Below are 26939 nucleotides of genomic sequence, written 5' to 3' on the forward strand. Positions count from 1 at the left end.
GAAAATTTAGTTAATAACTTGTAATTGAAGCGTTAATTTTCGTCTTCAACCTCTTCCTTCTTTTTGGCTTTGGGGGCTTCGTATGTGATTTTACCTTTTGTATCTCTTTCCTGAAGGACAAACGGCTCAGATTTATCAAATTTATCCTTGCCATATTGTACCTCTTTTTTAAGGCGTCCGCCTACGCCGAATTGATGATACTCCCGCCATTTTCCAACTTTTACACTGTCATCAAAACGACCTTCTTCCTGTAATTGTCCTTCTTCGTAAAACGCCCGGTAATCTCCGGTAATTTTACCAAAATTAACAGGAATCACTTCTTTGATTTTGGTCTCTTCTTTATCGTAATAGCTGATTCTGGCATCAGCCGGCTGACCTCTTTTGTATTTTTGCTTATTCAATAAAATATACTCCTGATTGTATGTTTCCCAGCGGCCATCTTTTGCTCCGGCATAAAAAAAGCCTTCTTCTACCAGTTCATCATTGATATACTTGCGATACGGGCCATGGCAAATCTGTGCGTAATTTTTATCTTTGACAGGGGTATTTACAATTCTGGCCAGTTTGTAATCATACCACCAGATTTCTTTAGCATAGGGGCTGACGCGCTTTTCATCATCCGTATATTTCAGCACATTGATTTCTTCTACTGTAGCCCTGTTTCCATTCCCGTAACTTCCGATTCTTCTCTCCATTTTTATCCCCTCATACTCATCTTTTGGTACTTTTCTGGTTTTAGCTTTGGACTTCTTTTGCTTGATTTTCAACCCCAGATCAGTACTGGTAATGTCAGAATACAGATCTGCTACTCCTTTTTTTATTCTAATAGCCTCATCTTTATTTTTTTTGAGGTTATCTAAGATATCTGATTGTATAAGCCCGCCCAAAAATCCTTTGCTTTTTGCAGATGTATCAGTTTTAGGCTTTTCTTTCGTTTTGAACTCATCCGATTGAGCCTTTACATTTGATTGGCCAATCAGAATACAAGCTGTTATTAAAAAAAAAGATAAACTTCTCATCGGTGCACGCTTTCAGATTTGATTTTGTTACTTTTGTGAACGAAAAAAAATGGTATTTATTTTAGAATCGAATCATCGTTTCCTTCGTCTAATGAGTAAACGGTTAATTCTAATTCAAAGTTAAAATAGATTTAAATTAGATTGCTGTTTTTAAGGAATTGATTTTCACCTTTCTTAAGAAACATCAAGAGTTTATAATAAATAATAATGGAAAAAAGCGCTAAGATTTATATTGCCGGGCATCGTGGAATGGTTGGTTCAGCTATTTTGAGAAAATTGCAAGCTGAAGGTTTTCAGAACTTTATCTTAAAAACCTCAAAAGAACTTGACCTCAGGAATCAGAAAGCTGTAGAAGATTTTTTCCAGTCAGAAAAGCCGGAATATGTTTTCCTGGCAGCGGCCAAAGTGGGAGGAATTGTTGCTAATAATACTTACAGAGCTGATTTTCTTTATGAAAACCTGGCTATTCAAAACAATGTCATTCATTCTTCCTATCTGACAGGAGTTAAAAAACTGATGTTTTTAGGCTCTTCCTGTATTTATCCCAAATTAGCTCCTCAACCTTTAAAAGAAGATTATTTGCTTAGCGGATTTTTAGAGCCGACGAATGAGCCGTATGCTATTGCTAAAATTGCCGGTATCAAAATGTGCGAGGCCTACAGAAGTCAATATAACTGTGATTTTATTTCAGTAATGCCTACTAATCTTTACGGGCCGAATGACAACTATGATTTGCAGAACTCTCATGTATTACCTGCCATGATTCGTAAGTTTCATGAAGCAAAAGTAAATAACAGCCCGTCAGTAAACCTTTGGGGAACAGGTTCTCCGATGAGAGAATTTTTACATGCAGATGATCTGGCAGAAGCATGTTATTATCTGATGCAGAATTTCAGTGAAGCTGGTTTCGTGAACATCGGAACAGGAACAGATGTAACCATCAAAGAACTGGCTGAAACTGTTAAAAAAACAGTAGGTTTTGAAGGAGAATTAGTCTGGGATACTACTAAACCTGACGGAACACCCAGAAAATTGATGGATGTGTCAAAACTTCATTCTTATGGCTGGAAACATAAAATTGAACTTGGTGAGGGTGTCGGACTGGCGTATCATGATTTTCTGGAAAATCATGAATTAAGGAAATAAGTTTCGCATATTATTATTGACTTGAATATTAGATCCGGTGTTCCGGGGATTTGGTTTAACAAATGTGCAGAACATCGGATCAGGTACAAATTACATGGAAAAGGAATGGTTCAGCCATTGGTTTGATTCACCTTATTATCATATTCTTTATCAAAACAGAGATGATGATGAGGCGCAGTTATTCATTGATAAACTCTCTGAATTTCTCGGATTTTTACCCGAACATCAGATTATGGATCTGGCTTGCGGGAAAGGCCGTCACTCGATTTATCTTAATCAAAAAGGATTTAATGTAACAGGATTAGATCTTTCTCCCCAAAGTATTGAATATGCTCAGCAATTTGCCAATGAAAGACTTCATTTTCATGTACATGATATGAGAGATTTTTTTGCAGAAAGAGAGTTCGATTTTGTCCTGAATATGTTCACCAGTTTTGGTTACCTTGCAAACGAATCTGAAAATATCAAAGCTTTCCAGTCAGCCGCAAGAAGTCTGAAAAAAGGAGGACGATTTGTTTTGGATTTTTTTAATACACCATTAGTAATCAGGGAGTTGGTTTCTTATGAGATAAAAAGTATAGAGGGGATTGATTTCGAAATCAGAAAGCGCCATGAAAATGGCTGTATTATCAAGAATATTGACTTTGAAGCAGAAAAGCATCATTATCATTTTCAGGAAAGAGTTGAGGCCATCTGCCAGGAATCTTTTCTTCGGTATTTCTCCTCAGCGGGTCTTACACTTAAACATTTGTTCGGTAATTATTTACTGGAACCATATCAGGCAGAGAGCTCATCCCGCATGATTTTTATTTTGGAAAAGTAAAACATTTTGTGTTTTTTAGTAGGGTATTGAAAGTTGCAGTTTTCCAATGTAAATCATATTTCTGAAACAAACGGATACCAAAATGGAAACAGGAGATTTTTTGAAACAAAATCCGCTCTTTAATGCTTTTTCTGATAAACAGCTCTTATTTCTTGCCTTAAACAGCAAAGTACTGAATATTCAGAAAGATAGCTATCTGAGGGTACTGGATGAAAAGCCAAGTGATTTTTTAGTTTTACTGGAAGGAGAATGGTTAATGGAAAGAAAAATCAGAGGAGTAAGAGAGCCGTATGTATATATCAGTGAAAAACCCGGTTCCTGGCATGGCGGTATTGATATGGTCGATATGATTGCTCCTGCCACAGTAAAGGTTTTAAGAGACAGCCAGATACTTCGTATTCCAAAAGATGTCATGCACGATATGATCAGAAGAGAATTTCCGATTACCCTTTATATTCTGGAAGAACTAAGAGACGGAGTTATTGAGTTTCTGGACATGATCAGAAGAAATAAATAAACCTCAGATGGATCAAAAATTCAAGGCCTTAATCGTATCTGCAACCGAAGAAGGTAAATATTCCTGCAACATTTCAGAGAAAAGTATTTCAGATTTACCCCAGGGGGATGTTTTGGTAAAAGTGCATTTCTCTGCGCTCAATTATAAAGATGCCTTATCTTCAACAGGGAATAAAGGCGTTACTAAAAACTACCCGCATACTCCCGGAATTGACGCGGCCGGAGTTGTAGAGGAAAGTAATGATCCTGCTTTCAAAGCGGGAGATAAAGTAATTGTTACAAGTTATGATTTAGGCATGAATACTTCAGGCGGATTAGCCGAGTATATCAGTGTTCCTGCTGCCTGGATAGTGCCTTTACCCGAGGGTATGACCATGCAGGAAGCTATGATTCACGGTACAGCAGGTTTTACCGCCGGAATGTGTATCAATGCTCTTTGTAATTATGGTGTTTCTCCTGAAAAAGGTAAAATACTGGTTACAGGTTCAACCGGAGGGGTCGGAACATTAGCGACTGCTATTTTAAGTAAAATCGGCTTTCGGGTAACTACTGTAACCGGCAAACCTGAAGCGAAGGAATTTCTGACAAAAATAGGTGCTGATGAAATCGTTGAAAGAGAAGCGCTTGATGACCAATCCGGACGCCCTTTATTAAAATCTGCCTATGCCGGAGTGATTGATACCGTTGGGGGGAATATTTTGGCTACAGCCCTCAAATCTTTGACTTATGGTGGGGCAGCGGCAGCCTGCGGACTTGTTGCTTCTCCACAGTTACCAACTACGGTTTTCCCCTTTATTTTGAGAGGAAATGCCCTTTTCGGTATTGATTCAGCAGAATGTCCTATGATTTTGAGAAAAGAAATCTGGCATAAGCTGGCCAATGAATGGAAACCTGATCACCCGGATGATCTTTTTACAGAGATCTCTCTTGAAGAGGTTCCCCAAAGACTGGAATTAATGCTGGCCGGAAAGTTAATAGGGAAAACGGTAGTTAAAATCTGCCCCTGAATAAATTGCTGATGATAAAAAGGTGGGAATAGCGTTCACGTCAGGAAATAGCATGAACGCTGTATATTTATTTTACAAAATCTTCTCTCATGGGTGTAAAAACATCTACTAAAACACCCTTTTCAAGACATACGGCTCCATGAACAAGATGTGGTGGAATATGATAAACATCTCCCTGATTTAATACCTGTTTCTCTTCCCCGATTTCTATTTCGAAAGAACCGCTTTCTACATAGCTCATCTGAGTATGATAGTGACTGTGTAAAGTACCAACTCCTCCTTTTTCAAAGGCTACTTTTACCATCATTAAATTGGCATCAAATGCCAGAATTTTACGGCTTAACCCTCCTCCCAGTTCTTCCCAGGCAATGTCCTGATCTTTGATATAAACTTTCATGTTTTCTTTTGATGACTTATTTAAAGAATTGGTGAAAATGAGCAATTCTGTATCTCAGCTTTTGCAATGAGCCTGAAATAGAACGGGCAAGTTTAACGATATGAATCAGAATAATCTATGATCTGAGTTTAATTTTTTAACGTAAACGTTTTCGGAAACAGGAAACCGATATCATTCCCCTGGATATTGTTTGAAACAGGATATAATTAAACCAAAACAGCCGGACTTGCTAACAAGTCCGGCTGTTTTGGTAATCTAAAATATGATGAATAATTATTGTTTTACAAAAGGGATAACTTTTACATTATTCTCTGAAACAATTCTAACGACAAAGGTTCCTGAATTTAATTTTGAAACATCAAATTCTGCCTCATAAGCCTGATTTTTGGCAACTAATTTCTGGGAGGCAATCGGTGCTCCGCTTAATGAATAAATTGTTGCCAGTCCGTTCTTCAAAGGGCTTTGTGAATCACATTTCACGGTTATTGAATTTTGTGTTGGATTCGGGAAAACACGAAGGTCGCCTTTGACAATCTCCTCTTCAGTAGCTGTAATTGTTACCGGGAATGGATCAGAAATGGCGGTACAGCCATTAACATCTGAAATCTGAACCTTATAGTTCCCTGATGCTATTGGAAGGTAGGTGAGTTGGTTGGCACCCGGAATAGGAGTATTTTCTAAAAACCATTGAGGATTTGAACCGGATTGCGTACTTAACAGAGACCCGCTGAAGAAAACCAGGGGTTGTAAAGGACTCAATAAAGTAACTACTACCGGCTGGGAAGTTGTGGAGCATAAACCGCTATCCTTTACAAGAACACTAAAACTTCCGCCAGTTTTTACCTGATATGTCGCATTGGTTGCACCACTGATACTGGTCCCGTTCTGTAGCCACTGATAAGTTGCGGCTGTGCTGCTCGAAGTGGCTGTAAGGTTTACGCTTTGTCCGTCGCAAACTTTGACATTTCCATTAGGAGAAATGCTCACCGTTGGAGCGGCGCCTTGTGTTATTACTACCTCTGCTCTCGGGCTGGGACAGCCATAAGATTTGAGTTTCATGTCGTAGAAATAATAATAACCTGATTTTACAACTGATCCGCTTGAATTGGATTCTGAAATAGAAACAATATTCGCTAATGTGAAAGGATAACCAATGTTATCTACAGCTGCTGAAGGATTAGCAAGTGTACGGTTACTCCGGTAAATCGTAGCACCGTTTTTACACTCCTGACTAATCATATATTGCCCCGGAGAAGGAATAACAAGATTCAGTGGAATTACTACTCCCTGATCGGTCGGGTCATCAATTAGCTGACTGCTGACTTTGGTCTGGTTAGCAGTTGTTCTTGTTGCCTTAACATCTACTGTGATTGAACTTACTATCGCCTGATCCGAAACTCTTGTCACGGTAAAAGTTATTTTACCCGGAGTTCCCACATAAATTCTTGCACTTTCCAGTACTAAAGGAATTTCCGTTTTAAAGACAGGGGAAGGGCCAAATGCTTCATAATAAGTACCGCCTCCAAAGGCATATTTATCTTTAGGACCGAAGTTTCCGGAGAAATCATTTACTGAAACGTAATATTTCTCACCGATAGCCTTTTTAGGAGCAGTAGCAGAAAGCCCGGTTGCCACGATATTGCCAGCTTTTAAGGCGTCGTACCAAATCGGGGTAGAGCTTGCCGCAGAGGCAGTTAAATTAACAACAGCGCCATCTCCGCAGATAACAGCCAGTGCTGCCGGAGGAACAGGATTATTAACTGATCTTACAAACGTTTTGGTATTATTGGTCGGATCCTGATCTATCAGTAAGCCTGTACTTACTTCAAATGAATAGTTTACTCCGGCTACAGGGTTGAAAGTACCTGCCAGGGTAAATGATTTTTCAGCAAGAGAAACCAGTGAGTCATTGAAAGTACCGGAAACCGTGGTAACAAGTCCGTTAGGGTCAGAAACTTTAACCGTTACCGGAATATTGGTTTGGGTATTTAATCCAAAGTTCTTCAAGGTAACTGAAATATTGGTTTGAGTTGTTCCTGAACAGAAAACGGCATTTTCAGGAGAGGTGAGGTTGGTAACCCCGACATCGTCTGCCGGGCGGGTTATAATAATGCTGTATTCTTCCGTTTCTCCTTTCGCATAAGTGCCGCAGGCTGTAAACTGTGCATTTGAAGGATTTTCCTGACAAATTACCCGCATTAGAGAGCTGTTACCAACAACTAACCCTGCCGGGGCCGTTATAACCGTGGAGAATTTACCGGTTCCGCTGATGGTATTTGAAGTAGCTGCATTTTCGTTGGCATCATCAAAATCACCGTCGGAATTCCAGTCGATAAACACTTTAACAATTTTATCGGAGTTTCCTGTTAAAGTAATATCAAGCGGGATTTTTTGACCAATTGAAACAGAAGCCCGTAAATCAGTAAAGTCAGATTTAGCAGTAGAAGTATTATTGATATTTCCAAAAGAGAAACTTTGGATAGCTCCGCTTTTTTCGGTTGGAGTAGAAGAGCAATAAGCAGTACCTCCGATGCCGCTGATTACCAGTGCATAGTTCTGAGGAATAGGATTGCCTAGCGTCCCGCTTGTAGTAGTTTCTCTCTTTAAGGTTCCCTTATGATTAATTGAAATGGTATAAGTTCTTCCTGCAACAGCATTCGGGATGTAAATCTGTTCAATATTGTCACGAATATTATCACCTTTTGTTGCATTATCAGCTGGCTTATCAGGATTTAAAACCCAGGGCTGAAAGGTAGTTGTTCCGTCAGAAACACGAATGTCAAGGTCATTAACAAGCTTTGGCGTCCGGTTGTTTAAATTGGCAGCTGTAGCAGTAGTAATAGCCGCTTCCGGATCGGTCCAGGAAATGGTTGCGATCAAAGGGCCTTTTCCTGAAGCGACAACCTGTTGAGTGTAAGTCGCACCATTTTCCAGTACTCTTTCTGTAAGTGAATGTGCTTTGGAGTCATTTATCATGACTTTTGCTGCTTTTTCAACATCTAATAGCCCCCATCCGTAGATATAATCAGGTCCTGGATTTCCGGCATCGAAAGCCGTATGCAAAATGAGACCTTTCAGGGTGGCAGAACGCATAAACAGGTTTCCGTTCTGTTTGGCATATAATTCCTGTAGCAGAAGAATACTTCCGGCCACCTGAGGTGAAGACATTGAAGTTCCGCTGAGGACTCCGTAACTTGTATTTGAGGTATTAGTTGTTGAGAATATATTAACCCCAACCCCAACAATATCAGGTTTAATTCTTCCGTCATCTGTTGGCCCGAAACTGCTGAAGTCAGAAATACTGATGTCCGAAGATTGTCCGGGAGCCTGAAGAAGAGGGTTTACAGCTCCGACTGTAAGGATGTTTTTAGCTGTTCCTGTGGTTGAAATGATATCATACCCGTTATTTTTACTTCTGACTACTCTGCTGGTATCATTTGAAGTTCCCAGATAATACAATTGACCATCTCCGGGGCCGGTTTCTCCTCTATTATTTCCGGCAGACTTTACAATCAGGTAGTAAGGTGCATTGTATGCGATTTTGTCCCAGGTTTGAGTGTTACTATCATAAAACCCGAATTTATAATCTTCGAAAACGCTTATTTTATCATTTCCCCACCATTGCCAGCGGTTATTTACATCATCATAGGCCCAGCCTGCATTGAAACCATAGGAGTGATTGGATATCAGCAGATTGGAAGCTGCCGTCGCCATTTCAGCATTATCGTTTGCAAAATCCCAGGCTTTCAGATTTGCTCCGAATGCCATTCCTTTTGCCTGCGAATTGATGCCTGAAGCGATTAACGTTCCTGCTACGTGAGAGGAGTGCAGGGAAGTAGTTGTAACACCATCCTGCTGACTTACTCTTCCTCCGAATTCCTGATGGGTGGCTAATACAGCTGCTTCGTCCCATTCTCCCAATCTCCCTGATAAAACAGCACTGCTTCCATTTAAATTTAATCCTAAACTACCGTTATTGTACAGACTCGTGGTTTTGGTTGCTCCTGCTGCCAGGGCATTACTTTCAGGTGAAATGTAGAGTAGTTCTCCCGTTTCTGAAATACTGTGTAACTGAAAGCTTCTTCCCTTAAGCATTCCGGAGAGAGGCCTTCCAAGTTTTTTGGCAAGATCCAGTGCTTTCTGATAGTTTTGATCCTGTAGTTTCCCTATATCACCTGAAACCTTTTTGAGTTGCAGCTGAGTCTGAGAATTGTATAATTGCTGGGCATTGACACTGATTGTGCCAAATAAAGTAAGGAAGATTAATACGGAACAATAGCGATTCATAGTAGTTAAGCTGGTGATTGTAATTCCCGATCCATTTTCGAGGAAATAGAGGAAATAAATGGATATTTTGGTTTAAAAAATAAAATGTAGAGATGAGACAACACTATAAACGAAAAACGCTCGGAAGTTATTTAATTCTTCCGAGCGTTTTTCATATTTCTGCAAATTAATTTTCCTCAATGGAAAACATGTAACCTACACCTTTTAAGGTTTTTATATAATATTCAGGAATTTTCTCTCTCAATTTCCTGATATGAACATCTACTGTACGTTCAACAACATAAACATCTGCTCCCCATACCTTTTCCAATAACTCATCTCTGTTGAATACTTTATTGGGATTTCTGGCTAAAAAAGATAATAATTCAAACTCTTTTTTAGGTAAAACCAACTGCTGGCCACCATTTTGTACTGAATAATTGGTTCTGTTTATTACCAGAGAACCAATTTCAATCTTCTCATCCGGCTCGTTTTGCTGGGAGTCACGACGGAAAAGAGCTTTGATACGACTCATTAATGCCCGTGGTTTGATCGGCTTAATGATATAGTCGTCAGCACCTACTTCAAATGCAGCAATTTCAGAGTATTCTTCCGCACGTGCTGTCAGGAAAAGGATATATGAATTTTTCAAATCCGATAAGTCCCGAAGTTGTCTGGCTGTTTCAATACCATCCATGTGAGGCATCATTACATCTAGCAAGACTAACTCAGGCTTAAAAGTTTTGGCAATTTCCAATGCCTTACGTCCATCTGGAGCGGATGCGACTTCGTAGCCTTCTTTTGCGAGGTTGTATTCCAGCAGTTCGATGATATCCGGATCGTCATCAACTACTAGAATTTTGGGAGTTTGAAGATTTACACTCATAAAAGGTTTTTTGCTTGGTGTAAAGTGTGTTAACGAATTTTGAATAGCTGTTCTCATTGTCTTTTAACTGTTATACCAAGTGCAAGTTTTCGACACAAAATTAATTAAGACAATGTTACGGAATTGTTAAGATTTCCTTTCCGGCATATTAAGGAGCCGCTCTTTGCCCGATCAGATAAATACTTCCCTGTTCATTGGTTAAGAGTAAACGATCATTATCAAGAAAAACGATTGCTTCTGTTTGTTTTCTTTTAGTTTTCAAACAAAAAATTGGATTTGAGAAGTTTATTTGTCCTTCATTGATTCCGAAAATAAATAACTTCCCGTAAGTCAGCACGGCAAATTTTTTTTCATCCGGACTGATATCTGCACCCGTAACCATGGTTTTCAGGTAGATTTTGGCTTTAAGTCTGGCGGAATATGTCCCTTCGGCTGCCGGAACAACATAAAGCTTAACCTGTTTATCCCCTCGGTTTTTAGAAAAAAGATACAGGCTGTCCTGATGATAAAACATCGCCTCGCAATCAAAATTACGTTCTTTGTCAGGAGGAGGAAATGCTTTCTGATCTTCGTAGCTGAATTGAATTGTTTTTACTTTTTCAGGCTCTTTCTCCGGGAGTTTATAGATGATCAGGTCTTTTCGGTTATTCCGGTTATTCCCAAAATCTCCGATGAATATATTTCCTTGTCTGTCGCCTGCGAGATCTTCCCAGTCAATGTTCCTGGCTTTGGGAATACTTAGGGTACTGATATAATTTCCGGTAGAATCTACCTCATAAAGCTCTGCTTTTCCTCCGCTGTCGTTATGTGACCAAAATGTTTGTTTTCCTGTCAATTTTGCTAAACCTGAACTTTCATTTACAATTCGGTCCATTTTCCCGATTTGGCTAATTTTATAGAATTTCTTACCTTTCCTGAAACCGGATTGATTGATTTCTGATTGACAATTGCAAGTGGCAGTTTTCAGGTAAAATAACCACATGAGTACTTTCATTTTTAGCATAAAATAAAATCTGATTCGCCCGAAAGGGTGGGTTTTCTATTCGCAATGGAGACTAAATTACCTTATTCTGCCAAATTACTGATTTCTTTGCTTTGTGTAAGCATTATTGTGTGGTGGATGTTTGTTTTACAGGAAATATTGATACTTCTTTCCTTTTCTGTACTTTTTGCTATGCTGCTTTTTCCTTTGTGTCATTTTTTGGAAAAGTGGTATTTCCCAAGAACCTTAGCCATATTTGTTTGTCTTCTCATTACGCTGGCGATTGTGGTAGGTCTTGTTTCCCTGGCTTCAATGCAATTAGCCGATTTATCGGATGAATTGCCTGCGTTTCAAAGAAAAGCGGAGGGTTTAATGAATAATCTTCAAACCTGGGCTGCGAAAAATTTTAATATCAGCCGGAAAAAGCAGGTAACAGAATTTAGAAATCAGTCACTTAATCTGTTGAAAAACAGTGGGTATATCGTGACTAATTCATTAACTGCAATTGCTAACTCTTTGAGTTCGATGGCGTTAATACCTATCTTTGTTTTCTTCTTTTTACATTACAGAGACTTCTTCAGAAATTTCTTCTATAAAGTGTTTTTCCGTTCCAAAAAGACTAAAATAGATACAATCCTGCAAAAGATTTATACGGTAGTACAAAGTTATCTATTGGGTCTTGTGATGGTAATAATTATTGTAGCGACCCTTAATACAATAGGTTTAATGATTCTTGGGATTGAGTATGCGATGTTTTTTGGAACGCTGGCAGCATTTTTACTTTTGATTCCATACATCGGGATAATGATTGGTTCTCTCTTGCCGATTATTATGGCTTTAATAACGAAGGATTCTCCGTTGTATGCGGTAGGTGTGGCAGGAGTATTTTTATTTGTACAATTTCTGGAAGGTAACTTCATCACCCCCCATATTGTTGGTTCAAAAGTAAGCATCAATCCTTTGGCTGCTATGATCGTATTGGTTTTAGGAGGACAATTATGGGGGATTTCCGGCTTGGTACTGGCTTTGCCATTTATTGCAATATTAAAGGTAGTATTTGACAATATTGAAGCCTTAAAGCCATATGGATATGTATTGGGAGAACCGGAATTTGACAGACCTGTCCGGCCTCAGAAGATTCCGAAGGAATCGAAAAAAAATGAGACTTCTGCTGAAGAACAGAAATGATGTCAGAATATCTGACAGATAAAAAGATGAATAGTCTGCTCAAAGCGCACTATTCATCTTTTTTATTAGGAATTATGCAGTAAAATAATGCACAAAACGGACTGTAAAAAGTTCTTTTCTATAAGCTTAATAATTCTTTAAAGCGAATGGCCTGACGACGGGAAATCTCAATTTTTTCTCCGCTTCCTCTTAATGTAACCTGTAATCCTCCGGAAAACCAGGGTTCAATTTTATCAATGAATTGTAAATTGATAATGTGCTTTCTGTTTGCCCGGAAAAATACTTTAGAGTCAAGGCGCTCTTCCAGGGCATTCAATGATTTCAGCACCAATGGTTTTTGGTCATCGAAGTATAATCGCACATAATTGCCCATTGATTCAAACAATCTTACCTTACCAAGTCTGACAAACCAGCATTTTTCGCCATCTTTTACAAAAACCTGGTCATTGTCTCCCAATACTTTTACCCCTTCTTTGGCAGTATCTGTACGCTCTTGCTGATGTTGAATTTCTTCTTCAACCTTTTGAACGGCTTCGCTCAGTCTGTGAAGTTCAATGGGTTTCAGTAAATAGTCAAGGGCATTAAATTCAAATGCTTTAATGGCATATTCATCGTATGCAGTGGTGAAAATTACTTCCGGAACATACCCTTCCAGTTCAGAAAGTAAGTCAAAGCCGGTTTTGCCCGGCATTTGTATATCGAGAAACAGCAGATCCGGATGCAATTCATCGATTAACTGTATTGCCTCATCGGCATTTGCAGCCTCTCCGACGATATTAATTTTAGGAAAATTCTCTAATAATCTTTTTAGTTCGTTTCTGGCCAGACGTTCATCGTCAACAATTATAGCTTTCATTTTTTAAGTTGAGGTTTGGGCTTTCAAAGAGATCCGGAAGGAGATTATTCCTTCGGCTCTTGTCAGGCTACATGGTGATTTTAGGTTTTACAATATTGGTGATTTTCGAAAACGGATTTTCTTTTGATTCTCCCGAAGGAATCGGGATGGTAATTTCTGCGGTAACGACATCTTTGGAGGCCTGAAAGATCCGGAATTTGGCTTCGGGGCCAAATAATAGTTCCAGTCTGTGTGCAGTGTTTTCCAGGCCGAATCCACCTGATTCTGTGGTTTCCAGCACTCCTGTATTACTGATAATAATCAAAAGCTTATCATTGGTCATTTTAGTTTCAATACTCACAAAACCACCTTTTACAGGTTTGGAAACACCATGTTTTATGGCATTTTCAACAAGGGTCTGTAATAGCATTGGGGGCACCTGAACATTCAGTGTTTCCGGATAAATATTTTTACGAATCTGAAGCCGGTCTTCATATCTGATTTTTTCAAGAGCAAGGTAATCATCAACGGTACGCAACTCTTCATTAAGCATAACTGTTTTTCTGCGATCTGCCAGTAATGAACTTCTCAGAATGTTTGAAAGTTGCGTAATTCCTTTCTGGGCTTTTTCCGGATCTTCCAGAATCAGAGCTCTGATGCTGTTTAGTGCATTGAACATAAAATGAGGATTCATTTGTGCTCGCAGTACTTTAGATTCTGTTTCTTTGATAGAAGATTGCAGTTTTACCTTTTCTACTTCTGCTTCTGACTTTCTTTCAAAATAATGAAAGGCATAATAGAATAAAGTCCAGATTGTGAGGGGTTTAGCGAAATTTAAAATATACTGAAGAAGCGTGAACATCGTGATATTGATTTTGAAAGTATCACTTACCAGATGAATGTCAAGTGGTAAATTAATACTGACCATAATCAGTGACATGATGGTAATTGACAATAAAATTTTAGGAATTACCTGAATAATCGGAGATTCAACCCAACCCCAGTAACGGATGATTTTTCTGTAATTATGGGTAAGAAATATTGCGATTCCAACATTGAGCAGTGCAGCGTATAACCAATCAATTTTCCAGCCAAAGTCATTAGCATAAATCAGTCCGTCATTCACCGCCCAGGCCAGCCAGCCTGAGGTTTGTAGGAGCCAATATAGTTTGGTTTTGGACATTTTTACAAATAATTTTCCTTTTCCCGGGTCACAAAAGACTAAATTACAATCGGGAAATATCAATTTATACAAATTAAGCTGAATGATTTTCACCAGCGATATACAATCATCCTAACAACAATTTAGGCCAAATTGATACTAAAATTGTCCAAAAATTGAGTAAACGGAAAATGTAGGTGATAAACGGATTTCTGAAAGGAGAAATTTTTTGAGGTGCTGAGAATTGTATGAAGAATCAAAGAAGGATTAATGAATATTTTCTTCTTTGATTCTTCTGAATGCTATGAGTTTACGGATTTTTCCAAAATCCGGATTTCATCAAAAATTTAAAAATTACTTAACTGAGCAAGATGTGAAAGATCATTTTCCAGTTCGATTGAAAACGATTCTGTTTCGTAATTATAGCTGAGTTTATAAAGACATAAGTTGGCGTGCTCGAAATTATCCATTTCATGAAGAGGGCGTTGAAGCAGGTATGTCAGAAGGATTCTCATCGCTCTTCCATGCATTGCTACTAATACGGTTTCTTCTTCAGGTCTGCTTAGAATTACATCGATGACAGGTTTTTGGCGTTCCAACACATCTACCGGACTTTCTCCGTCTTCAGCCTGCATGGAAACATTCCCTGCCTGCCAGTTGTCCATCAGTTCTTTGTAATATTCATTATCCTCATTATTCGGGATTCTTCCTTCTTTACTTCCCCAGCTGATTTCATTTAGCCCCGGATATTGTTCCCAGGGTAATCCTGCATCTAAAAAATTTTTTACCGATTGATGTGTTCTTTTCAAGCCGGAAGTATAAACTTTGCTGAAGGGGATGTTTTGGTATGTATCGAAAAATGCCTGTGCCTGGGCAAGACCCAGTGCATTCAAATCAGAATCAATGCCACTGCCTTGTACTACACCTCTGCGATTATAATCGGTTTCTCCGTGACGAATTAAATATATAGTTTTCTTTGTGGCCATGAATGGTAATTTTTTAAGAGCGACGTAGTTTTGAAAAATGCAAACTTAGTCCTAATGCTTGATATAACGATAAACAATAGTTAAACTTAATATTTGATTTAAAGACCTGTGTAAAATTTAATCTCTCAAAATCAACGCAAAACTAAATAAAAAATATGATAAAAACGGGATACACTATAGAACAGATTAATGCATTGAGTGCCGGGAATATGGGAGAACATTTGGGAATTGAGTTTACAGAAGTTACTCCTGATTATATTGTGGCTAAGATGCCGGTTGATTTCAGGACTAGACAACCAATGGGATTACTGCATGGCGGAGCTTCAGTGGTGCTTGCTGAAACGCTGGGAAGTGTTGCTTCATGGCTTTGTCTGGACGATCCGAAATCTCAAACGGGAGTGGGAGTTGAAATCAATGCAAATCACCTTAAATCTGCCAGAAGCGGATATGTATATGGCAAATGTACGGCATTAAGAATTGGAAAATCTATGCATGTGTGGGAGATAAAAATTACCAATGAAAAGGGTGATCTGGTGTGTGCAAGCAGAATTACTATTGCCATAATTTCTATTAAACAGTAATTTTAAGGAAAAAAAAACAGATTTTCAGAACAGCATCTTTCTAACTTTTGTTATATTTAATATCTGGTTAAATCTGGCCAGAGAGCTGTATGTTAATGTTTTGTTAATCAGATTGTTAGGAAATTTAATAAAATCGAAATACGTTTTTTAAAGATATGTATCCGACTTCGGAACTTCATATTTCTACCCAAATACAAAGAATTGCCGCATTGTGGAATACTGCTGTTACAGAGGCCTATCCTGTTGCTTTATGGCGCAGGCCTAATACGGCGGAGAAACAATTAGCAGTGGATTTGTCGGGTAAGATTCAGGCAACTAAAATAGATCTGGAGGAACTTCCTTCAGGATTTGTAATCAGTCCTTTTCAGGGCGAACCTTTATTTTTGAAAGCTGATTTGTTTTATTGTTTTGATAGTGGGAACAATGAGATAGAAGATTGCCTTAAAGTGAAACCTCTGGAGGCAGAGATATTTGAAAATAAGGTCAGAACCTGGCTTCAAAATACACCGGGACAAATTCCGGATTCTGATAAACATGCTGATTTTTCAAGAGAATTTCATTCTGAAGGTACTTCAATGTATAATGAAATTACCTTTGCTGAAATGGTTGAGCATGGTATTGGGGCGATTCAGGAAGGGTTAATGCAAAAGGTAGTACTTTCCAGAACAACACAGGTTGTTTTGCCGGAAAGTTTTGACGTAGTTGATGCTTTCAACAAATTGTGCAAAACCTATCCGAATGCATTTATCTCTGCGGTTTATCTGCCAATGCAAAAGGTAACATGGCTTTGTGCTACACCTGAGACTTTGGTGAGCCTGGACAGGAACGGTATTTTCAGAACGATGTCTTTGGCAGGAACCCAGTCCGCTATCGGAGAAAACGGGGAGAAATTATCTGTTTCCGAAGCAAAATGGTCTCATAAAGATATTGAAGAACAGGCATTTGTCAGCCGGTATATTTTAGAATGTTTTAAGCAAATCAGATTGAGAGAATATGTTGAAAACGGACCTAAAACGGTTTTGGCAGGTAATCTGATGCACCTCCGAACGGATTATTCGGTTGATACGCAAAAGGTGAATTTCTCACAGCTGGGAACGGTGATGCTTGAATTATTGCATCCGACTTCAGCAGTTTGTGGAATGCCTAAGGAGAATGCATTACGTTTTATCGCAGAAAATGAATTGCATCAGAGAGAATTCTACAGTGGATTCCTCGGCCCGATTAACATTCATCAGGAAACACATTTGTTTGTAAACCTGCGGACGATGAAAATTGAAGGTGATAAAGGTACTTTTTTTGCCGGCTGCGGAATCACAGAAGAGTCAAATCCTATGAAGGAATGGCATGAAACAGAAATAAAATGCCAGACTTTAATGGATGTAATTCTTTAAGGACTGGGTGCATATAAAAGAAAGAGGAGAATTTGATGGTTCAAATTCTCCTCTTTCTTTTATATGCTGAGTCAATCTAGTGTTTGATTGAAAAAATTTCAGATTTGTGTTCTACTTCGCCGATAATAGAGACTTTTACCGTATCAATTCTGGCATCTTTCATTTCCAGTATCTGAAAGTTAAAAGGTTGATAGACAATTACTTCATTTACGTCCGGAATGTCTTCATTGATGTTAATCAATAATCCTCCCAAAGTTTCGTAATCACCATCGGGCAGATTCCAATTATATTTTTCGTTCAGATAATCAATTTCATGACGGGCAGAAAGAATATAGGTTTTGTCATCAATTTTCTTTTCAACCCAGTCTTCAGTATCATCATATTCATCCTGAATTTCTCCGAAAATCTGCTCCATTACATCTTCCATGCTGACTAACCCGGAAGTACTTCCGAATTCATCCACCACTAAAGCCAGAGATTTATGCTCTTTTGAAAAACGAATCATCAGATCATTTGCAGGCATAGCTTCCGGTACAATAGGAATCGGAGTGATTATTCCCATAATGTCTTTAGGCTTCTTAAATAATGCCAGAGAATGGCAGTATCCGATTACATCTTCAAGGGTATCTCTGTAAACTAAAACTTTAGAGTGACCACTTTCAACAAATACCTTCTTTAGTTCTTCAATGCCTTCCTCAACATTTACTGCTGTAATTTCTGTTCTTGGAATCATACAGTCACGTACACGAACCTGTTTAAATTCAAGGGCGTTATTGAATATTTTGGTATCAACTTCTGCCTCTTCTTCCGTTGAAGTTTTGCGGTTAAGATTTTGAAGATAATGGTTGAGGTCGGTGAGTCCGAAAGCGGGTTTTTCTTCCGAATATTCCAACCGGAGCACTTTCTTGATAAACCACTCTGAAAGTCCTACAATTGCCCATACCAATGGCGACATTAATGTATAAATAATCCAGATCGGAATAGCCAGTACCTCCAGGAACCCATCAGGATTCAATAAGAAAATACTTTTAGGCGTAAATTCAGAAGTGGCAAGGATGATAATCGTTCCTACAATTGAAGCAATTATGCCCGGAATAAGGCCGGTACCGATTACCGGGAAAAGGGTTTCAATTTCATGGTGTAAGAAACCTTCCATAAAAATACCATAAGCTACAAGGGAAAGGGTGTTCCCAATAAGCATGGTTCCTATGAAACGTGAGGGATTTTTAATAAAACCGGAAATGATCTCTCCTGTAATATTACCTTGTTTGGCCTGAAGTTCAAAATATAGTTTATTGGCCGAAACAAAGGCCATTTCAACACCTGAAAAGAATGCTGAAAATGCCATTGAAAGCACTATTCCTAAGACTTGTTGGGAGTCCATATAGGGTCAGATTTTGCGAAAGTAATTTTTTGCCGACAAACGATATTCACTCCTTGTAAAATGCTTGAATTGAAAATTAGAAGTTGAAAATCAGCGGTTTTTAGTATCAGAAACTTAGTTTCTGTAATCAAATATAAATAAAAGTTTAAGAATCCCAATATTGTATTATTACTTTTTACCCTTTCTCAGCGCCTTTCTTTGCTCTGATTTTAAATCATTTTTAGGGTTCTTCGGATTATCTCTTTCCATCTGTTCTTTTTTTAGTCTCTCATTTTTACTGTACTGAAAGAAGAATAAAAAGCCTACGGCAAACATCAGCCAGCCGTAATGATAGAAGATATTTGTCCAGAAGTTATTTTTTACCTCAGGAGGGGTAGGGCTGTTCAGGTCGATTATCCAAATCACCAGAAAGCCGATTCCCGCCGAAAGTAACAATACCTCTTTTCTTGAAAATTTCATCTGATATTTTTTCGTTTTAATATACGAAGACTAAGAAAGTCCTTTATCTCTCATTAATCTGAATTCCCTTGCTCTTCTTGCAGTGGCCATAGCAAATCCTATCGCCAGAACGATAGAACCGATCCAAAGAACATTGATATAAGGCTTTTCAAGGGCTTTAAGAATGATCAGATCTCTTTGCGTTGTATTAACACCGAAACCGAATTTGCCTGTTTTAGGGTCAATATTTGTAAAACGGATTCTCAGACCAGTTTCTTCGCTTTCCACCGAAGGTGTGGCAATCATTCCATCTTTAATAATGAAGATCGGAGTGATTTCATAACTCTGAAACTCCTTTCCTATTACTTTGAAATGGGCTTTTACTGCGGCATCATTTTCTCCAAGCTGCACTCCTTCAACTCCTTCGAGTACTCTTTCTACTTTTGAGAGAATCGCAACGTAGTCATTCAGGAATAAAGTATCACCAACTGCGGCAACGAAATTTTCAGTCTTACTCCATTCTTTTTCATCTCCGGTCTGTGTTGCTAATTTCGGATCGAGAGAAACATAGCTATAAATATCGCTTTTGAAAGAGTGGGTAAGGTCCGGAGAAATAGCAGTTCCCATTTTCGGGTTAATCTGCCAGCGCGGATATAAGCTGAATACTTTTCCATCCGGTTGACGGAATTCAATTTCATAATAAACGTTTTCCGGCTCTACAGTCACGGTATCACCTTTGGAAAATAATTTTTTACCATCTCTTTCAACGTTTTTTAAGGCAATTGCATGAAAATCGCCTTCAATAATATCGAAATCCTTTCTGTCAAAATAGCCTTTAACACCTCTTACTTCAAGTCTGCGCCCTTTATAAGTAAGCATATAATCTTTCATTTTGGCAGGTTGCCCGATCCAAAGCGGCAGGTTTTCTTTGTTTTCTTTGTTATCATCCTTGGTAAAAGCTTCTTCTTTATTTGAAATAGCAAAGCCTGAATTGTTTAAAGAAACTACTTTTGAGTATCCTGAGGAAAACATAATTCCCATCAGCATTAAAGCCATACCGATGTGTGTAACGGCTCCTCCGGATAATTTGTAATTTCCTTTGACAATACTGGTTAAAATAGAACCGTTTGTTACCAACGCAAAAAATCCGGCAAAAAGAACAATTGCATAGGTAATGTTGTAAACCTTTGCAAAGTTGACCACTAATGCGGTCAGTACCAAAGCAATGAGCAAGGGAGAAACAATGGCTTTGGCAATAGTCTCTTTCTTGAATCTTCCCCACCAGAAATACTGTCCGAAACCACTCAGCATGGCAACAAGGACAAAAGCCCATACCTGAAATTTTGTATAATGTGCCACCTGATCAGCAGGCAAGGCAATGTTTGACACAAACCCGAATACCTCTGCAACTTTATTGTAAACAGGAATGGACGTGGTGAAAATAATCTGGAATGAAGACAGGCAAAGTACTGTAGCACCCATGAAAATCCAGAACTCTTTGCTGTAAGCAGAAGTTTCTTTTTCGTCTGAAGGGATTTCTTTCCATCTGAAAATACTCAGGGCAACTGCAATAATCAGGAAGGTGAAAATATAAATAAGTAACTGTCCTGAAAGTCCCAGATCTGTAAACGAGTGAACAGATGCATTTCCCAAAACACCGCTTCTGTTAAGAAACGTAGAATAAAGAACCAGAATAAAGGTAGCGATTACCAATATAATAGAAGCTTTAAGAGCAGTTTGAGAACTTTTATAAGCGATCATGGTATGAATGGCAGCGACAAGTACCAGCCAGGGTACCAGTGAAGCATTTTCTACCGGATCCCAGTTCCAGTATCCTCCAAAGTTTAAGGTTTCATAAGCCCAATAGGCACCCATCAGAATACCCACACCTAAAATTCCACCGGAGAATAAAGCCCAGGGTAAAGCAGGGCGAATCCATTCTCTGTATTGTTTTTTCCAAAGTCCTGCCATTAGATAGGCAAAAGGAATAAGCGTTGTGGCAAAACCAAGAAACAGGGTAGGGGGGTGAATTACCATCCAGTAGTTTTGAAGCAATGGATTAAGACCACGTCCGTCAACAGGAATAAAATCCGGTTTAATTTTCCATACAGGAAGATCAGGTTGTGCTTCTCTGAGTAAAAGGAACGGAGAAGAACCGATTTTAAAATCAAGGAGCGGAAGAACTACGCCCAGAATCATAGAACATAAGAAGGCCTGAACTAACGAAAAGATAGTCATTAAAGGTGCCTCCCAGGTTTTGTTGGTATTAATTAAAACGATACCAAGAACTGCCTGCCAGAATATCCACAACAGAAAACTTCCTTCCTGACCTTCCCAGTAACACGAAATCATATACTGAAGAGGCAAAGCTAAAGAGGAATGTGAGTAGGCGTAATGGTATTCAAAATAATGGTTATAAATGATAACAAATAAGCTGGAAGCTACTCCGACAACCGCAGCAGCATGGATATAAAAAGCCCATCTTGAGAATTTGCGCCAGTCAGCGGCAATAGCCAGATCTTTAGATTGCGTTGCCTTAAAGTAGCCGAATGTGGCGACCAGAGAAGTCACGAAGGAAATAATCAGTAAAAGGTGACCGATATTTCCAATATTAGAATGTATCATAATATGTTAAAAAGCTAATATCCCAAGATTCAGGAATGTCTCAGAAGACTTTCTCAAATCCGGGATAACAGCTTTGGTATTTACTATTTTAAATGGCTGCGGTTTTCTTCACTTCTTCAAACTCTGCTTTCCCGTCCTGATATTTTGAAGGGCATTTCAATAAGATTTTATCACATTGGAAAACTTGTCCGTTCATGCTGCCTATGATAACAATTTTCTCTGCCTTTCCGAAATCCTGTGGCTGAGGAGCATTATAAATTACTTTTTGCTCACGGCCTTTATCGTCTACCAGAAGAAATTCAAAGTGATTGGCGTCTAAAGCGGCATTAAAGTTTAGTCCTACTACTTTTCCGGCCGGATCTTTTTTCAACTGACCTACAACATGTACTTTTTGAGAAGGGTTATCTTTAGAAAGCTCTTCTGCCTGGGTAAAATTAACATAAGTGCTTGCATCAGCAGAAGTGGTTATGATAATTCCGATGGCTACGGCAATGACAATAATTCCGAAAATATGTATCTTTTTCATGGTATTTATTGATTATCGACAAAATAAGTAATGATTCAGAATGATGAAAATTTCAGAGGCACTTTAAAGTGCCTTCCGGAATATCTTATTTCTTGAGTTGTTTTTCCAATTTGGAAATTTTACTGTCAAGGTTTACTAAATAGACAATGATTCCTGCGAAAATTACTGCAACAACAGCTACTACTACATAGATTTTACCATTTTCACGTAATTTATCTGCCATTTCTACTTCTTCCTGTGCGAAAAGGTTCAGAGAAACTAATAAAAAGCCTAGTAATGGGATTAATTTTTTCATTCGGATATGTTTCAGTAATTGCTAAAAATGTCTCTTGTTGTTTAATAAAATATCAAAGTTCTTTTTGAATTCTTTCCAGTTTTTTAAGACGAAGTCTCAACGTTGTAATCCAGACACCTAAAAGAATCCAGCCAACTATTGCCGGACGAAAAACGATTTGCATGGTACCTTTGGTATCCATCGGTTTAAATCCGGGATTTCCACCGTTTCCAGGGTGTAAGGAATCTGTCATTCTTGGCAGAATCCAGATTAAAACCATGAAAATTACGAAAGCAAAAATATTGTAAACTGCTGAAATACGACCTCTCTGGAGTTCATCCTGAAAAGAACCTCTCAGAATAATATAAGCAAAATAAATAAGCATTCCGATTGCCACGGAGTTGAGTTTAGGATCATTTGTCCACCACGCGCCCCAGGTAAATCTTGCCCATAAACTTCCTGTAATCAACCCAAGTACTCCGAACAGAATGCCTGTGTAGGCAAATTCAACGGCTTTGTCGTCATATTCCTCCAAAGGATTACGAAGGTATTTTACCGAGTACCAAACGGAGGTTATCAATAAAGCCATCATCGAAAACCACATCGTCACATGGAAATAAAGGTTTCTTACAGATTCGTTAAGAATAGGCTGACGAGGAACTTCCCCTAAGAAGCCCATAATCATAACGTACATAAGTAAAACTACTGACAAAATTTTCCACCAATTTTTCATCTCAATTCAATTTGCCTTGTTAATAAAAACAATTTTTTGCTGTAAAATAACGGCCAACCAACTCTGCATCAGACCTGCACTGACCTGCTAGCTTTTCCACAAATAGGGAAACAATATCACTGAAAGTACCACCACAATTAAGTCTATTGCCAAAAGTGTAAAGACTTCATCCGCACTGCTTCCTCTGTCTAGACCGTCTAATGCATTTTTTGAAACTTTCAAAAGCAGCAGAAGAATAGGAATAATTACCGGAAAACTTAAAATCGCCATTAATGTTGAGCTGTTGTCAGCTTTTGAGGCAATTCCTGCGATCATGGTTAGTGTACTTGAAAAACCAACAGCTCCTAAAATTATACTTCCAAGGTATAAGCTTATGTCTCCTACCGGATTTCCCATAACAATGGCATAAAAACCAAAGCCTGCAAGAGAAAGTACCAGCATTAACAGACTGTTATAAATAATTTTCGAAAGAATAATTCCTTCAGGACTTGCTAAAGTATAGTAATACAGCAATCTCCCGTGTTTTTCCTGCTGAAAACTCTTTGCAATAGAGTTAACAGCCGTAAAAAGTAAAATAATCCAGAAAAGAGTATTCCAGGTAATCGGTTTAAGCTCGTTTGTTTTGAGTTTAAATGATAAATAACAGATGTAAACAGTACTGACAATATACAGGAGCATCCCGTTGAGCGCATATTTTTGCCTCCATTCCAGTTTTACTTCTTTGTTAATCAGTGCCTTAACTTCTTGAAACATCAGTTTTTCGCTCAAAGTTTGCTTTTCCAACGATCTGTCGAAAACAAATAATATTAACCCGAAATTCTTTCGGGCTACAAAGTTACAACACAAATAAACCCCAAACTCAAAAACCAAATAATATTTTGAGTGATAAATATCATGTTCGAAAATTTCCAAAGCACAGGAACTCTTTGTTACTTTGCACTTGTTTTGAATAAGTCTAAATAAAATGCAAAAAATGACTTATTTTTGCTGATATTTCAGCTTAAACAGGTCAGTGCTCTTAAATTATCCGAAGAAATTTATAATCAGCTTTTCATGAATCCATGAAAGAGATTTTACAAGAGTTATAACAGAGCATTAAAATATTAGTTAAGGAAATTAGTTAAGGAATTATATGAAGACAATCGCAGACTTGAAAATTGGCGAACATGGAATAATCAGGACATTTATGGATGAGGTTCTTTCCCTGAAATTATTGGAAATGGGGTGCTTGCCTGGCACAGAGGTTGTTATGAGTCATATTGCACCATTTGGTGATCCTATTGCCATAAAAGTTTCAGGATATACCCTTTCGATGAGAAAGGAAGAAGCGGCAACAATTATTCTTATTTGAAATTCCCGTAGGAAAAGTTAAAATGTTTTTTGTAATTGTTATTAAATGCTGGTGTTTCATACCACTCCGGAATTAATAAAGGACCCTGACTCACCAATACATTAACTATAATTACTTTTGATAGTTCATTAATTGAAAATTGAAAAAGAAATCCCCTAAAATAGCACTTATCGGAAACCCAAATGCAGGGAAATCCTCACTGTTTAACAGCCTTACAGGTTTAAGACAGAAAACTGGAAACTTCCCGGGTGTAACAATGGACAAACTTACAGGAGTTTGGAAACTTGATCCGGAAACAAATGCCGAGGTGCTTGACTTGCCCGGAATATACAGCATTTATCCGAAATCGCTTGATGAACAGGTTGTTATCAATATTTTAGGTAATCCCAATCATCCGGATTATCCTGATATGGCCATTGTGGTTGCTGATGCTTCTAACCTCAAAAGGAACTTACTCCTTTTTTCTCAGGTAAGAGATCTTGGCATTCCTACTGTTTTGGCACTCAACATGATTGATGTGGCAGAAAGTAATGGAATTGTTATAAATTCCCTGAAACTCGGCCGTGAGTTAAGTGTCGAAGTTGCTGAAGTAAATGCTAAAAAAGGAATCGGTGTAAATGGACTGAGGCTGGCAGTTAATAAAACGCTTGAAACAAAATATGCCTCAAATGATTCATTACCTGTTGGTTATAGTGAGGAACTGGTAGATGAAATCAGAACTACTTATGGAGAGGTGGATGATTATCATGCTTTACTTTGGTTAAGTGAACATGATAATATGAAAATGTTTGATACCCAACAACGGGTTGGTTTTGATAATTTACAGGAAAAATACAATTTCAATTCCAAGGAATTTCAGGCACTTGAAACGGTTAAACGATACGAACAAATTGCTGATGTTGTAGATCACTGCGTTATAGATGTTAATAACCAGAATGAGCAGGAACCTGAAAGTACCTGGACAGAAAAACTGGATAAAGTGTTCCTTCATCGTTTCTGGGGATATTTTGTCTTTTTAGGAATCTTATTCCTGATGTTCCAGGCTGTATTTACCTGGGCGCAATATCCGATGGATGCCATTGATGGTGGAATTGCCTGGTTAAATGATTTTCTGAAAGAACAGCTTCCTGCCAGTAAACTCACTGATTTACTGACTGACGGGTTAATCTCCGGAATTGGCGGCGTGTTAATTTTCGTACCTCAGATTGCTTTTCTTTTCCTTTTTATTTCCTTGTTGGAAGAAACAGGATATATGTCGAGGGTAATGTTTATTATGGACAAACTGATGAGACGGTTTGGCCTGAATGGTAAATCTGTTGTGCCGCTTATCTCAGGAGTGGCTTGCGCGGTTCCGGCTATTATGAGTACAAGAAGTATTGGTTCCTGGAAAGACAGGCTGATTACCATTATGGTTACCCCTCTGATGTCTTGTTCTGCACGTTTGCCGATTTATACTATTTTGATTTCATTGGTTGTTCCTGAAAAAAGTACGCTTTTCGGTATTTTTAACCTTCAGGGACTAGCCCTTTTCGGTCTGTATCTGATAGGTTTTCTTATGGCTATTCTTTCTGCCTGGATAATGAAAATTGTGTTGAAAGCCCGTGAGAGAAGTTATTTCATCATGGAGCTGCCAACTTATAAAGCACCAAGGTTTAACCACGTATTTCTTTCTATCTGGAATTCTGTAAAAGCTTTTGTATTTCAGGCAGGTAAAGTTATTGTGGCGATTTCAATTGTTTTGTGGGTTCTGGCAAGTTATGGGCCCGGCGATGCGATTGAAAGAGCTGAAAGCAAAGTAAGAATGGAAAATCCGGATCTTCAGGGGCATGCGCTTGAAAATAAAGTAGCATCGCAGAAACTTGAAAATTCATACGCCGGACTTTTCGGAAAAACGATTGAACCGGTAATTAAACCCCTGGGTTACGATTGGAAAATAGGTATTGCTTTAATCACATCTTTCGCAGCCAGAGAGGTATTTGTTGGTACGATGTCAACAATTTATAGCCTTGGAGGTGAAGTTGATGATGAGAATGCTACGATTAAAAACCGTATGAAAGCAGAGATTAATCCTGATACCGGTAAGCCAATGTATGATGCTGCTTTAGGATTTTCATTACTTATTTTTTATGCTTTTGCTATGCAGTGTATGAGTACACTCGCTACTACCCTTCGGGAAACAAAATCCTGGAAATATCCTGTCATTCAATTTGTTTATATGACAGCACTGGCTTATTTGTCTGCATTTCTGGTTTATCAGATTCTAAAATAAAATGATTTACAGAGTGTTTCCGGGAAAAGCACTCTGTAAAATTTTCCCTGAGATTTTACTTTTTAAAAGAAAACTTTCTGTTTTGTAGTTCGTTACGATACAGAGGGGTAAATTTGTGCTTTAATTTTTCCCGGGAAGGTCAAGACAGTTTTCG

At 38.4% G+C, this 26939-nt stretch carries 24 protein-coding genes; 9 read left to right on the forward strand and 15 right to left on the reverse strand.

The features are described from left to right. Positions 1 to 32: 32 nt before the first annotated feature. Complete coding sequence (locus tag BM179_RS20440) at positions 33 to 1019, reverse strand: toxin-antitoxin system YwqK family antitoxin (RefSeq protein ID WP_092019030.1); 987 nt, start codon at positions 1017 to 1019, stop codon at positions 33 to 35. 207 nt (positions 1020 to 1226) lie between these two features. Here BM179_RS20440 and fcl point away from each other — a divergent pair, with 207 nt between their 5' ends. The 4 genes from fcl to BM179_RS20460 all read left to right on the forward strand — a co-directional run bounded on the left by fcl (position 1227) and on the right by BM179_RS20460 (position 4511). Beyond that, positions 1227 to 2165, forward strand: a complete 939-nt coding sequence (fcl, locus tag BM179_RS20445) for a GDP-L-fucose synthase (protein ID WP_092019031.1) — start codon at positions 1227 to 1229, stop codon at positions 2163 to 2165. A 94-nt stretch (positions 2166 to 2259) separates the two neighbouring features. Then, positions 2260 to 2988 (forward strand): SAM-dependent methyltransferase, encoded by a 729-nt coding sequence (locus BM179_RS20450; RefSeq protein WP_092019125.1) that lies wholly within the window; start codon positions 2260 to 2262, stop codon positions 2986 to 2988. Between the two features lie 82 nt (positions 2989 to 3070). Then, positions 3071 to 3505: a cyclic nucleotide-binding domain-containing protein gene (locus BM179_RS20455; RefSeq protein ID WP_092019032.1), complete on the forward strand. Its 435-nt coding sequence runs from the start codon at positions 3071 to 3073 to the stop codon at positions 3503 to 3505. A 7-nt stretch (positions 3506 to 3512) separates the two neighbouring features. Further along, positions 3513 to 4511 (forward strand): YhdH/YhfP family quinone oxidoreductase, encoded by a 999-nt coding sequence (locus BM179_RS20460; protein ID WP_092019033.1) that lies wholly within the window; start codon positions 3513 to 3515, stop codon positions 4509 to 4511. A 67-nt stretch (positions 4512 to 4578) separates the two neighbouring features. On the opposite strand, the gene BM179_RS20465 is transcribed toward BM179_RS20460, so the two are convergent. From BM179_RS20465 to BM179_RS20480, 4 genes are all read right to left on the reverse strand, one after another. Then, positions 4579 to 4908 (reverse strand): cupin domain-containing protein, encoded by a 330-nt coding sequence (locus BM179_RS20465; RefSeq protein WP_092019034.1) that lies wholly within the window; start codon positions 4906 to 4908, stop codon positions 4579 to 4581. 273 nt (positions 4909 to 5181) lie between these two features. Then, on the reverse strand, positions 5182 to 9195 hold the full coding sequence (locus BM179_RS20470) for a S8 family serine peptidase (RefSeq protein WP_092019035.1): 4014 nt from the start codon (positions 9193 to 9195) through the stop codon (positions 5182 to 5184). Positions 9196 to 9361: 166 nt separating this feature from the next. Further along, entirely contained in the window at positions 9362 to 10060 is a 699-nt protein-coding gene (locus tag BM179_RS20475) for a response regulator transcription factor (RefSeq protein WP_092019036.1), read from the reverse strand. 148 nt (positions 10061 to 10208) lie between these two features. Beyond that, a complete protein-coding gene (locus BM179_RS20480; protein ID WP_218159264.1) occupies positions 10209 to 10934 on the reverse strand; it encodes a YjiK family protein in 726 nt (241 codons plus the stop codon). A 174-nt stretch (positions 10935 to 11108) separates the two neighbouring features. Between BM179_RS20480 and BM179_RS20485 the strand changes: the two genes are divergently transcribed. Beyond that, positions 11109 to 12230, forward strand: coding sequence for an AI-2E family transporter (locus tag BM179_RS20485; protein ID WP_092019038.1), 1122 nt, complete (start codon positions 11109 to 11111; stop codon positions 12228 to 12230). Between the two features lie 118 nt (positions 12231 to 12348). On the opposite strand, the gene BM179_RS20490 is transcribed toward BM179_RS20485, so the two are convergent. From BM179_RS20490 to BM179_RS20500, 3 genes are all read right to left on the reverse strand, one after another. Continuing rightward, positions 12349 to 13086: a LytR/AlgR family response regulator transcription factor gene (locus tag BM179_RS20490; RefSeq protein ID WP_092019039.1), complete on the reverse strand. Its 738-nt coding sequence runs from the start codon at positions 13084 to 13086 to the stop codon at positions 12349 to 12351. A gap of 67 nt (positions 13087 to 13153) precedes the next feature. Continuing rightward, entirely contained in the window at positions 13154 to 14248 is a 1095-nt protein-coding gene (locus BM179_RS20495; RefSeq protein ID WP_092019040.1) for a sensor histidine kinase, read from the reverse strand. Between the two features lie 326 nt (positions 14249 to 14574). Beyond that, positions 14575 to 15213 (reverse strand): histidine phosphatase family protein, encoded by a 639-nt coding sequence (locus tag BM179_RS20500; RefSeq protein WP_092019041.1) that lies wholly within the window; start codon positions 15211 to 15213, stop codon positions 14575 to 14577. A 155-nt stretch (positions 15214 to 15368) separates the two neighbouring features. Between BM179_RS20500 and BM179_RS20505 the strand changes: the two genes are divergently transcribed. Both BM179_RS20505 and BM179_RS20510 read left to right on the forward strand, forming a co-directional pair. Beyond that, positions 15369 to 15794 (forward strand): hotdog fold thioesterase, encoded by a 426-nt coding sequence (locus BM179_RS20505; RefSeq protein ID WP_092019042.1) that lies wholly within the window; start codon positions 15369 to 15371, stop codon positions 15792 to 15794. Between the two features lie 155 nt (positions 15795 to 15949). Further along, entirely contained in the window at positions 15950 to 17185 is a 1236-nt protein-coding gene (locus BM179_RS20510; RefSeq protein WP_092019043.1) for a chorismate-binding protein, read from the forward strand. Positions 17186 to 17261: 76 nt separating this feature from the next. Here BM179_RS20510 and BM179_RS20515 read toward each other — a convergent pair whose 3' ends face one another. The 7 genes from BM179_RS20515 to BM179_RS20545 form a co-directional block, all read right to left on the reverse strand. Then, positions 17262 to 18569: a hemolysin family protein gene (locus tag BM179_RS20515; RefSeq protein ID WP_092019044.1), complete on the reverse strand. Its 1308-nt coding sequence runs from the start codon at positions 18567 to 18569 to the stop codon at positions 17262 to 17264. A gap of 168 nt (positions 18570 to 18737) precedes the next feature. After that, complete coding sequence (locus BM179_RS20520; RefSeq protein ID WP_092019045.1) at positions 18738 to 19028, reverse strand: hypothetical protein; 291 nt, start codon at positions 19026 to 19028, stop codon at positions 18738 to 18740. 30 nt (positions 19029 to 19058) lie between these two features. Then, positions 19059 to 21632: a cytochrome c biogenesis protein CcsA gene (gene ccsA, locus BM179_RS20525; protein ID WP_092019046.1), complete on the reverse strand. Its 2574-nt coding sequence runs from the start codon at positions 21630 to 21632 to the stop codon at positions 19059 to 19061. Between the two features lie 88 nt (positions 21633 to 21720). Next, the gene (locus BM179_RS20530; RefSeq protein ID WP_092019047.1) at positions 21721 to 22158 is read right to left on the reverse strand and encodes a cytochrome c maturation protein CcmE domain-containing protein; all 438 of its coding nucleotides are present in this window, start codon (positions 22156 to 22158) and stop codon (positions 21721 to 21723) included. 85 nt (positions 22159 to 22243) lie between these two features. Beyond that, entirely contained in the window at positions 22244 to 22453 is a 210-nt protein-coding gene (locus tag BM179_RS20535; protein ID WP_092019048.1) for a CcmD family protein, read from the reverse strand. 52 nt (positions 22454 to 22505) lie between these two features. After that, positions 22506 to 23165, reverse strand: a complete 660-nt coding sequence (ccsA, locus tag BM179_RS20540; RefSeq protein WP_092019049.1) for a cytochrome c biogenesis protein — start codon at positions 23163 to 23165, stop codon at positions 22506 to 22508. Positions 23166 to 23252: 87 nt separating this feature from the next. Continuing rightward, positions 23253 to 23918: a heme exporter protein CcmB gene (locus tag BM179_RS20545; protein WP_092019050.1), complete on the reverse strand. Its 666-nt coding sequence runs from the start codon at positions 23916 to 23918 to the stop codon at positions 23253 to 23255. A 379-nt stretch (positions 23919 to 24297) separates the two neighbouring features. Between BM179_RS20545 and BM179_RS20550 the strand changes: the two genes are divergently transcribed. Together BM179_RS20550 and feoB are read left to right on the forward strand one after the other, a co-directional pair. Next, positions 24298 to 24516, forward strand: a complete 219-nt coding sequence (locus tag BM179_RS20550; protein ID WP_092019051.1) for a FeoA family protein — start codon at positions 24298 to 24300, stop codon at positions 24514 to 24516. 139 nt (positions 24517 to 24655) lie between these two features. Then, positions 24656 to 26785 (forward strand): ferrous iron transport protein B, encoded by a 2130-nt coding sequence (gene feoB, locus BM179_RS20555; protein ID WP_229632998.1) that lies wholly within the window; start codon positions 24656 to 24658, stop codon positions 26783 to 26785. The last annotated feature ends 154 nt before the right edge of the window (positions 26786 to 26939 follow it).

The organism is Pseudarcicella hirudinis (genome assembly GCF_900115665.1).
In the GTDB taxonomy this organism is placed as follows: Bacteria; Bacteroidota; Bacteroidia; order Cytophagales; family Spirosomataceae; genus Pseudarcicella; species Pseudarcicella hirudinis.

What these genes read in the sequence shown, in the direction of transcription:
- fcl (WP_092019031.1), top strand. Translation starts at nt 1,227, where the DNA reads ATGGAAAAAAGCGCTAAGATTTATATTGCCGGGCATCGTGGAATGGTT.
- BM179_RS20500 (WP_092019041.1), bottom strand. Translation starts at nt 15,213, where the DNA reads ATGGCCACAAAGAAAACTATATATTTAATTCGTCACGGAGAAACCGAT.
- BM179_RS20530 (WP_092019047.1), bottom strand. Translation starts at nt 22,158, where the DNA reads ATGAAAAAGATACATATTTTCGGAATTATTGTCATTGCCGTAGCCATC.
- BM179_RS20485 (WP_092019038.1), top strand. Translation starts at nt 11,109, where the DNA reads ATGGAGACTAAATTACCTTATTCTGCCAAATTACTGATTTCTTTGCTT.
- BM179_RS20510 (WP_092019043.1), top strand. Translation starts at nt 15,950, where the DNA reads ATGTATCCGACTTCGGAACTTCATATTTCTACCCAAATACAAAGAATT.
- BM179_RS20455 (WP_092019032.1), top strand. Translation starts at nt 3,071, where the DNA reads ATGGAAACAGGAGATTTTTTGAAACAAAATCCGCTCTTTAATGCTTTT.
- BM179_RS20545 (WP_092019050.1), bottom strand. Translation starts at nt 23,918, where the DNA reads ATGTTTCAAGAAGTTAAGGCACTGATTAACAAAGAAGTAAAACTGGAA.
- BM179_RS20465 (WP_092019034.1), bottom strand. Translation starts at nt 4,908, where the DNA reads ATGAAAGTTTATATCAAAGATCAGGACATTGCCTGGGAAGAACTGGGA.
- ccsA (WP_092019049.1), bottom strand. Translation starts at nt 23,165, where the DNA reads ATGAAAAATTGGTGGAAAATTTTGTCAGTAGTTTTACTTATGTACGTT.
- BM179_RS20470 (WP_092019035.1), bottom strand. Translation starts at nt 9,195, where the DNA reads ATGAATCGCTATTGTTCCGTATTAATCTTCCTTACTTTATTTGGCACA.
- BM179_RS20460 (WP_092019033.1), top strand. Translation starts at nt 3,513, where the DNA reads ATGGATCAAAAATTCAAGGCCTTAATCGTATCTGCAACCGAAGAAGGT.
- BM179_RS20550 (WP_092019051.1), top strand. Translation starts at nt 24,298, where the DNA reads ATGAAGACAATCGCAGACTTGAAAATTGGCGAACATGGAATAATCAGG.
- ccsA (WP_092019046.1), bottom strand. Translation starts at nt 21,632, where the DNA reads ATGATACATTCTAATATTGGAAATATCGGTCACCTTTTACTGATTATT.
- BM179_RS20450 (WP_092019125.1), top strand. Translation starts at nt 2,260, where the DNA reads ATGGAAAAGGAATGGTTCAGCCATTGGTTTGATTCACCTTATTATCAT.
- BM179_RS20440 (WP_092019030.1), bottom strand. Translation starts at nt 1,019, where the DNA reads ATGAGAAGTTTATCTTTTTTTTTAATAACAGCTTGTATTCTGATTGGC.
- BM179_RS20490 (WP_092019039.1), bottom strand. Translation starts at nt 13,086, where the DNA reads ATGAAAGCTATAATTGTTGACGATGAACGTCTGGCCAGAAACGAACTA.
- BM179_RS20515 (WP_092019044.1), bottom strand. Translation starts at nt 18,569, where the DNA reads ATGGACTCCCAACAAGTCTTAGGAATAGTGCTTTCAATGGCATTTTCA.
- BM179_RS20535 (WP_092019048.1), bottom strand. Translation starts at nt 22,453, where the DNA reads ATGAAAAAATTAATCCCATTACTAGGCTTTTTATTAGTTTCTCTGAAC.
- BM179_RS20495 (WP_092019040.1), bottom strand. Translation starts at nt 14,248, where the DNA reads ATGTCCAAAACCAAACTATATTGGCTCCTACAAACCTCAGGCTGGCTG.
- BM179_RS20520 (WP_092019045.1), bottom strand. Translation starts at nt 19,028, where the DNA reads ATGAAATTTTCAAGAAAAGAGGTATTGTTACTTTCGGCGGGAATCGGC.
- BM179_RS20475 (WP_092019036.1), bottom strand. Translation starts at nt 10,060, where the DNA reads ATGAGTGTAAATCTTCAAACTCCCAAAATTCTAGTAGTTGATGACGAT.
- BM179_RS20480 (WP_218159264.1), bottom strand. Translation starts at nt 10,934, where the DNA reads ATGGACCGAATTGTAAATGAAAGTTCAGGTTTAGCAAAATTGACAGGA.
- BM179_RS20505 (WP_092019042.1), top strand. Translation starts at nt 15,369, where the DNA reads ATGATAAAAACGGGATACACTATAGAACAGATTAATGCATTGAGTGCC.